Annotated in this window: 13 protein-coding genes; 5 read left to right on the plus strand and 8 right to left on the minus strand. The window is 52.0% G+C overall.

What is annotated here, in order from left to right; genetic code table 11:
- Positions 1-19 precede the first annotated feature (19 nt).
- Entirely contained in the window at positions 20-976 is a 957-nt protein-coding gene (locus tag N7326_RS04910) for a 4-hydroxy-3-methylbut-2-enyl diphosphate reductase (RefSeq protein WP_259078190.1), read from the plus strand.
- A gap of 25 nt (positions 977-1001) precedes the next feature.
- Here N7326_RS04910 and N7326_RS04915 read toward each other — a convergent pair whose 3' ends face one another.
- The 4 genes from N7326_RS04915 to N7326_RS04930 form a co-directional block, all read right to left on the minus strand.
- Entirely contained in the window at positions 1002-1781 is a 780-nt protein-coding gene (locus N7326_RS04915; RefSeq protein WP_263088257.1) for a DUF6542 domain-containing protein, read from the minus strand.
- Between the two features lie 17 nt (positions 1782-1798).
- Positions 1799-3010 (minus strand): AI-2E family transporter, encoded by a 1212-nt coding sequence (locus N7326_RS04920; RefSeq protein ID WP_263088258.1) that lies wholly within the window; start codon positions 3008-3010, stop codon positions 1799-1801.
- Between the two features lie 96 nt (positions 3011-3106).
- Entirely contained in the window at positions 3107-3286 is a 180-nt protein-coding gene (metS, locus tag N7326_RS04925; RefSeq protein ID WP_259078184.1) for a methionine/alanine import NSS transporter subunit MetS, read from the minus strand.
- Positions 3287-3304: 18 nt separating this feature from the next.
- On the minus strand, positions 3305-4930 hold the full coding sequence (locus tag N7326_RS04930; RefSeq protein ID WP_263088259.1) for a sodium-dependent transporter: 1626 nt from the start codon (positions 4928-4930) through the stop codon (positions 3305-3307).
- A gap of 270 nt (positions 4931-5200) precedes the next feature.
- On the opposite strand from N7326_RS04930, the gene ychF reads away from it, so the two are divergent.
- Together ychF and N7326_RS04940 are read left to right on the plus strand one after the other, a co-directional pair.
- Positions 5201-6283, plus strand: coding sequence for a redox-regulated ATPase YchF (gene ychF, locus N7326_RS04935; RefSeq protein WP_259078181.1), 1083 nt, complete (start codon positions 5201-5203; stop codon positions 6281-6283).
- A gap of 445 nt (positions 6284-6728) precedes the next feature.
- Positions 6729-7589 (plus strand): SDR family NAD(P)-dependent oxidoreductase, encoded by an 861-nt coding sequence (locus N7326_RS04940; protein WP_263088260.1) that lies wholly within the window; start codon positions 6729-6731, stop codon positions 7587-7589.
- A 499-nt stretch (positions 7590-8088) separates the two neighbouring features.
- Here N7326_RS04940 and N7326_RS04945 read toward each other — a convergent pair whose 3' ends face one another.
- Complete coding sequence (locus N7326_RS04945; RefSeq protein WP_259289441.1) at positions 8089-8496, minus strand: DoxX family protein; 408 nt, start codon at positions 8494-8496, stop codon at positions 8089-8091.
- 79 nt (positions 8497-8575) lie between these two features.
- Between N7326_RS04945 and N7326_RS04950 the strand changes: the two genes are divergently transcribed.
- Positions 8576-9430 carry an alpha/beta hydrolase gene (locus N7326_RS04950; protein WP_259078170.1) on the plus strand — a complete coding sequence of 285 codons (855 nt, stop codon included), beginning with the start codon at positions 8576-8578 and terminating at the stop codon, positions 9428-9430.
- Between the two features lie 57 nt (positions 9431-9487).
- On the plus strand, positions 9488-10216 hold the full coding sequence (gene phoU / locus N7326_RS04955) for a phosphate signaling complex protein PhoU (protein WP_263088261.1): 729 nt from the start codon (positions 9488-9490) through the stop codon (positions 10214-10216).
- A gap of 70 nt (positions 10217-10286) precedes the next feature.
- Here phoU and pstB read toward each other — a convergent pair whose 3' ends face one another.
- The 3 genes from pstB to pstC are packed head-to-tail and all read right to left on the minus strand — an operon-like array spanning position 10287 to position 13009.
- Positions 10287-11063 (minus strand): phosphate ABC transporter ATP-binding protein PstB, encoded by a 777-nt coding sequence (gene pstB, locus N7326_RS04960; protein WP_259078166.1) that lies wholly within the window; start codon positions 11061-11063, stop codon positions 10287-10289.
- Between the two features lie 36 nt (positions 11064-11099).
- The gene (gene pstA, locus N7326_RS04965; protein WP_263088262.1) at positions 11100-11999 is read right to left on the minus strand and encodes a phosphate ABC transporter permease PstA; all 900 of its coding nucleotides are present in this window, start codon (positions 11997-11999) and stop codon (positions 11100-11102) included.
- 17 nt (positions 12000-12016) lie between these two features.
- Positions 12017-13009 (minus strand): phosphate ABC transporter permease subunit PstC, encoded by a 993-nt coding sequence (pstC, locus tag N7326_RS04970; protein ID WP_259078446.1) that lies wholly within the window; start codon positions 13007-13009, stop codon positions 12017-12019.
- Position 13010 lies beyond the last annotated feature (1 nt).

Here is a 13010-nt window from a genome sequence, read left to right on the forward strand (position 1 = left end):
TGTATTAAGCTCGTAGATTATGACATCAACTAAGAAAGTGCTCCTGGCCGCACCGCGCGGTTATTGTGCAGGAGTAGACCGCGCGGTTGAGACAGTCGAGCGTGCTCTCGACAAGTATGGCGCACCAGTGTATGTGCGTAAAGAAATCGTACACAACCGCTACGTCGTAGATACGCTCGCTGAACGGGGCGCCATCTTTGTTGATGAAACTTTTGAGGTCCCCGACGGAGCTTATCTGGTGTTCTCAGCCCACGGAGTTAGCCCCGAGGTGCATCGGGAAGCCGCGGAGCTTAACCTTACAACTCTCGACGCCACGTGCCCGCTCGTGACCAAGGTGCACAACGAGGTTAAACGATTTGCCCGAGATGGCTATCATATCCTCTTTGTCGGACACGAAGGCCACGAAGAAGTCGAAGGCACTGTAGGAGAGGCTCCGGGTGTCACACACCTCGTGGATGGCCTCGGCGGGGTATCCACCCTTCCCGAGTTCTTGGCCGATAAGGAAAAGCTGATCTGGCTATCCCAAACTACCTTGTCAGTTACCGAAACCATGGAAATTGTGGATCTGCTGCACCAGAAGTATCCGCAGCTCATCGATCCCCCTAGCGATGACATATGTTACGCAACCCAAAATCGTCAGGTTGCCGTCAAAGCGATTGGTGCTCGCGCTGATCTTTTCATTGTGGTGGGATCGCAAAATTCCTCAAATTCCAAACGGCTCGTGGAAGTAGCGCTACAAGCGGGCGCGAAGGCCGCCTATCTTGTTGATTACGCCCATCAAATTGACCCAGCGTGGTTCAACGGTGTGGATACAGTGGGGATTTCCTCCGGAGCATCCGTTCCCGAGATCTTAGTCGATGGGGTGCTGGAGCTTTTGGCTAAAAACGGCTATAACGACGTTGAAGAAGTTCGGACCGCGGCTGAAAAGATCGTCTTCGCCCTTCCGCGCGACCTGCGACCAGCACGAACCTCATAAAACCTTTCCAGCTGGGAGGTTTTTGCTAGCTATACAAATCGTCATCGAGGGAGCCAAGTCGAGGCAGGGTACGCTTATCTAGACGCGGGTTGGGAGTCGCCTGAGCCTGCTCGCTAGCCGCTGGCTGCGGCGGAGACGCTTCAGGCGGCCGCACCGAACGAACGGGTCGTAAAGCATAGGTCTGAGGTTTACGCGATTCTGGGTCACGTTCAAGGACCGATGGGGGGCGTGATCGCGCATTGCGGCGCAATAATTCTTCTACCGTCACAGTGCCTCTATCAGAGCTGCGTCGCACCCGCGAACGAGCCTGGCTAGCTTGCATTGTGGTGCGGGCGTTGGCCGCCCTAGTTTCTTGAAAGGTCTTCTTCACTCGGCGCTCAATAACTCGAGTGCGGCGGCGCAAGAGGCTTACTCGCAAAACCGCGATGAATCCAGATAGAAGGGTGGCGGTGAGGAGTGCGGGGAAGTGTTGCATGAGGGGGTAAAAGACCGAGATAATCTCTGTAGTACTGAGATTTTGGGCTGGTTGGTTATCAGTCACGATGAGCCATCCCGCTATAGCGCTCGAGGTGGCAAAGCACACGGGTACACAACTCACTATTATAAAGAGGGCTTTCGGAATGGTGAGGATAGTAACCAGCAGAGCGCTGAAGGTGAAAATAGCTAGAAAGGGCACCCCGAGAGTTCCCGTTACTAAGGTTGCTCCGACTGCGGTCAGAGAGCCAGCGACGAGGCCGAGTAGCGCGATCTTTAAGGAAAAGCCATAAAAGGGCGCGGAAGACGATTTGCTGGTAGCGGTAGACACAAATAATTATCCTACTATCAGTTTCCGCGACTAAAGATGTCCGCCACTTTTTTGGGCGCCAAACTTACATAGGAACAAATATAACGAGCGATATTCTCGCTGTCACCGAAATCGTCAACCGCAGGGTTGCTCCCTGCCGAATCCTGCTGCGGCGCTACGTATTCACCTGTTCGCTGGGCAATTTTTTCGTTGAGGTAGCGCATAAGAACCGCCACCATGGCAGCTACAGGTACAGCCAAGAAAGCGCCCATCATGCCAAATTGGCTACCGCCGATTGTGATGGAGACGAGGACTACCACCGGGTGCAGATTCATCGCTCGCGAGTGTAAAAGAGGTGCCAGTATATTCGACTCAACCTGCTGAACTACGAGCACAATTGCGAGAGCTATCAGGGCTTCGGTAAAACCCAAGGACACTAGAGCAACTAGAACCGAGAGGGCACCTGCGACAAATGCTCCCACTATGGGAATGAAGCCAGCAACGAAAGTGAGAACTGCGAGCGCCAGCGCCATGGGTACCCCGAGTATTGCGAGACCCAAACCGATAAAAACTGCATCGACGAGAGAGACGATTGCTTGAGCGCGGATAAATCCACCTAAGGTAGCCCAGCAACGGTGGAGAACTTCAGTGAGGTGGAGGCCGATACGCGGGCCGACGATCCCAGATAACCACGGGAGAAAAAGGTCGCCGTCCTTGAGGAAAAAGAACGTAAGCACCACGATTATGCCAATTGTTATCAGTGCAGAGGAGGCGAAGCCGAGTCCAGAAAATAATAGGCCGCCTTCCTGGAGCCAGTTAACCGCCCGATTAATGAGGGCACTCAGATCTTCGGCATCCAAATTAAAAGGCGGGCCCTGTAACCACAGCTGGAGTCTCTGGATTCCTTCGAAAGCTTGGTAATAGAGAGTTTGAGACTGACGGCCTACCTGTGGGGCCATAATCCTAAGGAGAACACCGATGGCGGTAAAAGATCCCACTATGGTGAGAAAAGCTGCTAAACCTGGGTGAACCCCGAGTTTTCGGAGAACGACGAACGGTGGATATAGAACTGTACACACAATGAGCGCCAGTGCGATGGGAAGGACCCCACGCCACGTTTGCCACAATACAATCCCCACTAAGTAAGTGGCAGCAACGATAATCATGAGTCTTAGACACCACGCCGCCAGGATTTTAATGCCACTTGCGATAACCGTGGCGCGATCGGGATACGGGGGAGGGGTGCTCACATTGACAATCTTTCCACATTTTCTCTACGGATAGCGCAAGGGCCGGCTCGACTCGATGTCGAACCGGCCCTTGCGTGTATTGAAAGCTGAGGTCTACTAAGCGGAGTCCTGTCGAATCTCCTGAGCTAGCAAGACATCGTCGGTGGCAAATTCAGCGGTGCCAAAATCACCTGAAACTTCGTCGGGGTGGCGTTGTAGGTGGATGAGGGTAGCAGCAAAGCCTCCCCAAATAACGACCATAAACAAGACCATCATAAAAATTGCGATACCAGTCATGTAAATCAGCACTCCTTTCTATTTGTACTGTTCGATTGCAAAACCAGCCACGCGGGATTCACGGGGATCGAATTGTTTGGGGATCTGCGGAATGCGGTTGAGTTCTGGTGCAATTCCGAAATCTGAGCCTGGAGGGCCGTCGAGTGGGAGCTTGCTGGGCCAGGTGATAAAGCTCATTGCTATTGATGCCACAAATATGAAACCTAAAATGCCCCAGCCGTAGAGAGCCACCTGAGTAGTCGTATAACCGCCATATGGTTCCTTAATGAGATCAAGGAGCTCTTTGGCCAGAGTATAGCTCAAAACAATCGCGGTGAGATTTACGATGCTGATTCGCCAAAGGACACCAACTTTAAAGGACGAAACCACATTGAGGTGTGCTGAAACTTCGTCGATTCGCCGCAGGATCCAGTCGTAGCACACGATGATAATCAGCGCGATGAGGACGATGCCAATATTATTGGTGAATTTATCCATAATGTCGAGGTGGATTAAGCCACCGGTGGTGGAGAAAAGCAGCACCGACAACGTGGCCATGACGATGCCAACGCTGAGAGCGGCACGCTTACGTGGCATATTGAGCTTATCTTTGACTGCAGAAACAACAACCTCGAAAAGAGAGAAGAGGGAAGTGAATCCAGCGATGGTTAGAGATCCGAAGAAAAGTACCCCAAACAGACCACCCAAAGGCATCTCATTGATAATGGTGGGGAAGGCAATGAAGGCCAGGCCGATACCACCCGAGGCCGTATCTTCAACGGAAACACCTTGCTGCACAGCCATAAATCCCAATGCAGCAAATACTCCGATGCCGGCAAGCACTTCGAATGAAGAGTTGGCAAAGGCTGTAACCAAGCCGGTACCCGTTAGATTGGTACGAGGCTTGAGGTAGGAGGAGTACGTGAGCATAATGCCGAAGGAAACCGAGAGAGAGAAGAAGATCTGCCCATAGGCGGCGATCCACACGCTGGCGTCTCCAAGGGCTTCCCACTGAGGAGTGAAGAAGGTGTTGAGGCCGTTAGAAGCCCCGTCTAAGAAGAGAGCCCGCACGACCACAACGATGAAAAGGACCGTGAGTAGTGGCATGAAGATCTTAGAGATGCGGCCGATTCCTGAATCGACTCCCATGGCAAGCACAATAATGGCGGCGATCCATACGAAGGCGAGTGCGATGACGATTTCTCCAACATAGTCGAAGGAGAATGTCGCAGAGGCATCCATGCGAAGGAATGACTCGAAGAAATAGGTATTCGGATCATCTCCCCAGACGCGGTTGAAGGACTTCACCGTGTAGAGGCCGGCCCACGCGATAATGGCGGCATAATAAATCGTGATGAAAAAGCAAATTCCTACTTGGATCCATCCGATTGGCTCGCTCCACTTTTTGATGCGCCTGAACACCAGAGGTGCGGAGCCGCGGTAGCGGTGGCCGAGGGCATAGTCGAGGAAAAGGAGGGGAATACCCGCGGTAAGTAGCGCGATGATATAGGGGACAAGGAATGCCCCACCGCCGTTTTCGAATGCTACGTAGGGAAATCGCCAAATATTACCCAGTCCAACGGCTGAGCCAATCGCAGCCAGGATGAACACCCAGCGTGTGGAGAAGGTCTCCCTCCTTTGGCTGGTATCTGCTTCTGTTGCCATGAGAAGAACGCCTTTCTGTGGTAGTGATCATTACCGCTGGTGGCGGCAACGACTGTGAAGCAAAAAAGAAGTGTCCCTCGCGCTTTTTGAATAGCCCTAAGGGTGCATACCTTTTTAATAATCAAGAAAACAGTCCTTGCAGAAAGGTTTTCTATCGGTAGAAAGAAACTCTAGCGCAGCGATTTTAGAAAATAGGAATTACTATCCCATATAGTGGGATATGGGGGTGTGGTATGGGGTTATTTTTCTCAGGTGATACCATTAGCAATCGTGAGCTTAACTTTAGGAATTGTAGGACTGCCCAACGTGGGTAAGTCGACGCTATTTAATGCCCTGACCCGCAACGATGTTCTGGCTGCGAATTATCCCTTTGCAACTATCGAGCCCAATATCGGATTGGTTGAATTGCCAGATGAGCGTCTGAAGCGCCTCGCCGAAATTTTCGGATCCGAGCGCATCTTGCCCGCTACCGTTTCCTTTGTTGACATTGCTGGCATTGTCAAGGGAGCTTCTGAAGGCGAAGGAATGGGGAATGCATTCTTAGCCAATATCCGCGAAGCCGACGCTATCTGCCAGGTTGTGCGCGCTTTTGCCGATGATAACGTCATCCATGTCGACGGCAAGGTCGACCCGTCTTCGGATATTGACGTTATTAATACTGAACTCATCTTGGCGGACCTGCAGACTATCGAAAAGGCCTTGCCACGCCTGGAAAAAGAAGCCAAGAAAAATAAAGATTTGGCCGACCATGTGGCAGCTACCAAAACCGCGCAAAGCATCCTTGAAGATGGGCGTACCCTGTTTAGTGCCTCTAAAGCCGGCGAGGTTGATCTAGCTTTGGTCCGTGATCTGCATCTTATGACGGCAAAGCCGTTTCTCTACGTCTTCAACTCCGATGAGGACGTTCTGAGCAATGATAAGCGCAAAGAAGAACTACGAGCCATGGTAGCCCCAGCAGATTGTGTTTTCTTGGATGCTAAAACAGAAACCGACCTGCTTGAACTCGATGACGATGAAGCTTTAGAGCTACTCGAGTCCGTTGGGCAGACCGAGCCGGGCTTACACTCTTTAGCCAAGGCAGGTTTCGCCACCCTTGGGCTGCAAACTTATCTTACTGCGGGCCCCAAGGAATCGCGTGCATGGACCATCCACAGGGGGGACACAGCTCCCAAGGCTGCCGGTGTCATTCACTCCGACTTCGAGCGTGGCTTTATCAAAGCCGAGGTCGTTTCTTTCGATGACCTCGATGCAGCGGGGTCTATGGTTGAAGCACGTGCTCGGGGGAAGGTTCGCATCGAGGGCAAAGAATACATCATGGCTGATGGTGACGTCGTGGAGTTTCGCCACTCCTAGAAACACCCAGGCTTGAAACCTTTTATAATAATTAGTGAATATTATGGTGCCAGCAGCTCATCCGTGGGGCTAATGTCTAGCCGGCATAGCGCACCTGCCTGCTCCAGGCGTTAGGAAGCGCCGTTTAATGACATCAACAGTCTATGGTTTTTAAGCTGAGTAATTGACTGTCCCGGTGTTTTTGTTCTCCTAACGGGTTCGTGGATGGGTGAGTGGTGTACTATCAACGCGGTTCCTCGTAGACAAGCGGTATCCTCCGCCAATAGATCCCAGTGCGGAGGAATGACGCGTTATTTTAAGTCTTCAGTGCTAGCTGCGGTCAGAGTCCTCAGACCTCCGCTTCCGGCTTTTTAGTATGATTTCACAGAGTGGTTCGAACCTATGCTGCCACGGAGAAGGGCAATGACGGGTACCGTTGGTCATAAACCTAGCTTAAGGAACCACTATGAAAAATCGTGTTCAACCAATTGAACTACCCGATCAAACCGGCAGTACCTGGCTGGTCACCGGCGCCACAAATGGAGTGGGACAAGAAGTGGCACGGGCGGCACGCAAAGCCGGAGCGCGTTTAATTATCACCGCCCGGGATCGTGGTCGCGGCCTGGCGGCACAGAGAGAGCTTGATGCCATCCGCCTCATAAATCTTGATTTAGCTGATCTCGAAAGTATCCGAGCGGCTGCTGCCTCTGTGGATGAGCCTATTGACGTGCTAATCAACTGCGCTGGTGTGGTTACTCCCAAAAGAGAAGAGACTGTCGACGGTTTTGAAATGATGATGGGGACGAATTTTCTCGGCCCCTTCGCGTTTACCAACCTCATCGCTGGGCACGTTAAACGCCGGGTTGTCATCGTGGGCTCGGAAGCCCATCAAAAAGCTCGGCTCGATTTAGGTGATCTGCAATTTACCAACGGGTGGTGGCCTTTAGCCGCCTATAGCCGATCGAAATTGGCGGATATGCTTTGGGGTTTGGAGCTTTCTCGCCGATTCGGCCCCGTTGATATAACTGTAGCTCACCCTGGGTGGGCAATGACCAATCTGCAAAATGCTTTCTCGGCTCCTGTTAACGCCGCGATTACTGCGGTTTCAAGCCTTGTCGCCCAATCTGCGGCTGATGGGGCGCAATCGGTCTTATGGGCAGCCGTCGCAGATATACCCTCGGGGAGCTATGTTGGCCCAGACGGTTTCGGGGCACTGCGAGGTAACCCCACCCTAATCGGACGGGCCGCCCTGGCCTCAGATCCCTATCTATCCCGTAAATTATGGGATAGTGCTGTTGAACTTACAGCTACCGACCTCCCCTCCTAATAGAGAACCGGAGGTCGCGCCGGAATCCCTCGGCCGCGCGGTTTACAATGCGGTGTCGTCGAAGATTTGCAGAGGCTAGACCATATGCGCCAAGCTTTTCGGCTTTTCAGCATAGCCGCATTGCGCTTCTCATTGCCGTGCGGACTGAGGGGAATGTTACTGCTTCGGCCAGCTCTGACCCACGTAAAAGAAGGTCGATCTGCGGTGCACTAGACCAGTGGTCACCTCACTGTCGGATGCTGAGAGATGCGTACACGACCGCTCTGAGGCCTTGTTTAGACTGATAATTGTCACCGCACTAGACGGGTCAGGATTCTACTGCTTCGGGGTCTAAGCCGAGCTTATTATATTTAACCAGGTTGAGGCATAGCCCCTTTAGGTAACCTCGCCGCATAGTGGTCCGTAGCTTCGGCGAATCTGAGCTCCCGCTTGGCCCCTTTGATAACCGGCAGAAGGCCAAGACTTATATCATTGACGGATAGGGGGACTTGTGCACAACTTAAACGCGATCTCTCCTGCCAAACCAGTTACCGGCGTAGAGAGCCGCGAGAACAAATATGGGCTGGAAGAACAGGCGAGCAAGCCGCTTGGCATCGGTGTCGAGTCCGAAAGCATCGATACTGCCGGTGTATTGAGAAAGATTGCCAGTAAAGACCGCGATGAAAAAGACTATGAGCGCGGCGGTTATGGGGCGCCGGTACCGTGGTAAAGCAATGAGCAGAGCGCCAAAACCGATCTCAATAATCCCGGACCCAACAACTACGGGATCTGCTGGAAAAGGTACCCACGGTGGAACCAGAGCTTGAAATTCTTCGCGTGCAAACGTGAGGTGCGCGACGCCGGCGAAAGCCATAAATCCACCCAGGGATAGTCGGGTGAGATGTTGGCCAAATTCAGAGATGTGCATGAACTAATTATAGGCGACAATCCATCCAGGGCTATACCCCTTCGGGGGGTGGTAACCAGACACCTGATAGAATAGTGATATGGAAAATACAACATTCACACTCCCCACGCGTGACGGTCTGTCATTATTTGGGTATATATGGCTTCCCGAAGTGGCCCCAAAGGCGATTGTGCAGATACAGCATGGTCTTGCCGAGCATGCAGGGCGCTACGAGCGATTCGCTCGAGCCCTCACTTCTGAGGGTTATGCGGTCTATGCGGCTGATGCTCGCGGTTCAGGTAAAAGCGCCGCCGGAGAATACGGTGACTTTGGACCGGACGGCTGGTCTGGATGGGTCGACGATGTCTTTCGATTGACTACGTTTATCAAGCAGTCTCACCCCGGACTTCCGCTGATTATCTTCGGGCATTCCATGGGTTCTTTTGCTACCCAGCAATTCCTCCTCGACCATTCTGAGTTAGCGGACGCAGTGATATTAAGCGGTACAACTGATGCTGCCGGGATCGTCTCCGCCCTTACTTCCGGTGGAGAGGCGGATCTTGCGGCCTTCAACGCACCCTTCGAGCACCGCACCGGTTTTGAGTGGCTGTCACGAGATCCCGCCGAGGTTGATGCCTATGTGGCGGACCCGGCGAACGGTTGGTCAGCGCCTCCCCCCAAGGGGATCGAACACCTAGCGGTCGCATCTGAGGTCGAGCGGGTACAGGCTATCAAAAAAACGCTGCCTATCCTCGTCATTAGCGGAGATCACGATCCGGTCGCCGGCCCTCAGGCCCTAGGTCCGCAAGCTGTTGCCGCACGTTACCAGCACGTAGGCCTCAATGATGTCGAATTGAAACTGTACCCTGAGGCACGCCACGAGATCCTTAATGAAATTAATCGCGACGAAGTCACGGCCGATATTATCGATTTTATCTCTCGCCATAATCTCTAAATTTTTGGGCTAAATTACCCGTGCATTTCGGGAAAGCATCACGTAGACTTAGGGCTTATGCGTACTGTTTACAGAGAGAAAATTCGCAATTTATCCCATGATATGATTCTCATGTGCGATCAGATTAATCATATGATTCGCGCAGCTACACAAGCACTTATTCACAACGATCTAGAGAAGGCTCAAGATGTGAAGAGATCCGCAGTGGATCTTGAGCAACTGAGAATCTCTTGTGAGAATACTTCCTTCGAACTACTTGCGAGGGAAGCGCCGGTGGCCCGAGATCTACGCCAGGTGGTCTCGGGCATTTATATCTGCCAAGACTTGGCTCGCATGGGTGCACTGAGTAGCCATATTGCAGGGATCGCGCTAAGAGCTCAGCCTCAAGCGGCCATCGATGAGACTATGGCGCCCTATTTCGAGGAGATAGGGCGGTTGTGCGATGAAATGACCCAGTCCACGCACGAAGTTCTCGTTTCACGTGATGCAGATCGAGCCGTGCAGATGGGGCGTGACGATCAAGCTATTGATGATATCTACGAGAGTATAAATCGAATTATCTCCAGCGGTGATCGAGAGCTCGGACACAGGCAGATAGTAAATATGACTCTACTGAGTCGGTACTACGAGCGCTTCGGAGATCACTGTGTATCGGTGGGTGCACGAATGGTTTATATGGCGACCGGATACAAGCTTGAGGAGTATTTGGATATGCGTGATCTTGATGAGAAAGAAAGGGTATTGCAGGCACGCTTCCGTAATATTGCTAGTACATTTGATGACTAGTTAGAGGATATTTGTAGAAAGTTAAATGCTCTCATTCCGTCATAAGAATGAGAGCATTTATTTATTCGTTTTAACCGAAGCGTCCGGTGATATAATCTTCGGTTTCTTTTTGCGTTGGTTTTTCAAAGAGTTGCTTAGTTTCGCCAACTTCTACTAAACGTCCAGGCTTTCCCGTTGCTTCGAGAGAGAAGAAAGCGGTTTGGTCCGAGACGCGTGCTGCCTGCTGCATATTGTGGGTGACGATCACGATTGTAAACTGCTCTTTAAGCTCATGAATGAGATCCTCAACTGCCAGGGTCGATATAGGGTCGAGGGCGGAGCATGGCTCATCCATGAGCAGCACCTCGGGTTCGACAGCTATGGCGCGCGCGATACACAGGCGCTGTTGTTGCCCACCCGAAAGTCCAGAGCCAGGCTTATCCAGGCGATCTTTGACTTCGTCCCATAGGTTGGCACCTCTGAGTGATTTTTCGGCTACTTCCTTCAAGCGTGCCTTGTTCTTAACCCCTGATAGCCGCAGTCCTGCGACCACATTGTCTTCGATTGACATAGTGGGAAATGGATTCGGTCGCTGGAAAACCATACCAATAGTATTTCGGACTGAGACGGGATCGACCTGAGGGGCGTATATATTCTCGCCGTCAAGAAGCACTTCGCCCGTTACGTAGGCGCCAGGGATGACTTCATGCATCCGGTTCAACGAGCGCAGTACTGTTGACTTACCACAGCCGGAAGGGCCGATAAAAGCGGTAACTGACTGCGGGGGAACATGGAGATTAACATTTTGGACAGCGTGAAAGTCACCGTAAAAAATGTCAACATCTTTGAGATCTAGGCGCTTAGCCATAGAGAGACAACCTTCCTTGAGAAATATAGTGTGTGGCTAAGCCTTGACAGAAAAGCGGCTAGCTATAATGCGTGCAACGATATTGATCGTGGCAATGATGAGAACCAGGGTGAGAGCGGCGCCCCACATATTTTGTACCGACGCTCCCGTGTTACCAGCTCCATATTCGCCCAAAATATAGAGCGGGAGAGAGGATTGAGAAGAACCAAAGGGGTTGTATTTAATGATGCGGGACGCCGCAACCAGGATGAGCATGGGAGCTGATTCGCCCATGACGCGAGCTATAGCAAGCATGACGCCCGTAACAATTCCAGACAATGCAGTTGGGAGAACGATCTTTACAATAGTTTTCCATTTAGGAACTCCGAGAGCATAAGACGCTTCACGCAACTCATTAGGTACTACTCGCAGCATTTCCTCGGTATTGCGAATCACGATGGGCAGCATGAGGAGAACTAAAGCCAGCGATACGGCAAATCCCGAACGGTTCATGCCAAACATCACGACCCACATGGAGTAGATAAACAGGGAAGCAATAATTGATGGCACACCAGAAAGAATGTCCACCATAAAAGTTGTCATCTTGCCCAGTCGCGAATTCCCAGCGTATTCCACGAGGTATATAGCCACAAAAATTCCAAGCGGTACCGTCATAATTGCGGTCACGAGAGCCTGGACTATCGTGCCTATGATGGCGTGGGCTACGCCGCCAGAAGCTGAGCCAAGGGTTACGCCCATTTGGGAGCGAGTCCACCATTGGGTGCTCAGCAGACTTGGGGTGCCGCGCACGATGAGTTCGAATAAAACCCACATCAGCGGTATAAGTGCGAGAACCATACTGGTGTATATCACCGTCGTGGCAACCTTATCTGCGAATTTACGGCTGCCTTTGATTTCTGTAAAAACCATCGATGGGGTGGAAGTTGAGGTAGTCATAGTATTCTCAGCACTCCTTAGTACTTCTTCTTGGCAGCCATACGGGCGGCGGTGTTGACCACGAAGGTGAGGACGAACAGCACGAGCCCTGCTGACATATAGGCGCCCGCTTTGAGATTATCGTTGAACTCAGGTGCAGCATTGGCAATTAAGGTGGCGAAGGTAGCTCCACCATCGAAAAGTGAGCCATTGAAATCTGCTGACGGAGACATCACCATATAGAGCGCCATAGTTTCACCCAGCGCTCGCCCAAGGCCGAGCATGGAGCCAGATATAAAGCCCGATTTGCCGAAGGGTAACACGGCTAGCCGCACAGTTTCCCAGCGGGTTGCGCCTAAAGCCAAGGCTGCCTCAATATTCCCTCGCGGCGTTTGTACGAAAACCTCTCGGGTTGTCGCTGCGATCACAGGCAAAATCATAATCGCCAGGACGATGCCGCCGGTGAAAATATTGCGTCCGGTATCAAAGGAGGGCGAGTTGGGATAGACGGCAAATAATGGTATGAAGCTGAGGCGGGTACTAAGACTTTCGTAGAAGGATCCTAGAGCTGGCCCGAGAGCCATAAAACCCCACAGACCGTACACAATGGACGGTACTGCTGCCAAAAGATCTACCAGGAACCCTAAGGGGCGCACTAGACGCTTAGGGGCGTAGGACGTGAGGAATATTGCAATTCCCAGCGCCACAGGCATGGCGAGCAAGAGTGCCACGAGGGACACCATGACGGTGACGAGGAAGAGATTGGGGATCCCAAAGTGCATAGCGCTGACATCGCTGAGATCCCAACGCTGATTGAATAAGAAGAAATTTTCCTCATTACGGGCTAAGGATGGAACAGCCCGCAGCATGAGAAAAATTCCGATGGCAAAAATAGTCAACGAGACCAATATCGAGGAACCGTTGGAGAGGATCTGAAATACGCGGTCGCCAGGTCGGATGACTGAAGATCTTGGGGCTGGCTCGGCAGGATCCTGCTGTGGGGGAGCGATCTGCGCAGCCGAAGTTTTCATC

This window comes from Corynebacterium sp. ES2794-CONJ1 (genome assembly GCF_025660615.1).
In the GTDB taxonomy this organism is placed as follows: Bacteria; Actinomycetota; Actinomycetes; order Mycobacteriales; family Mycobacteriaceae; genus Corynebacterium.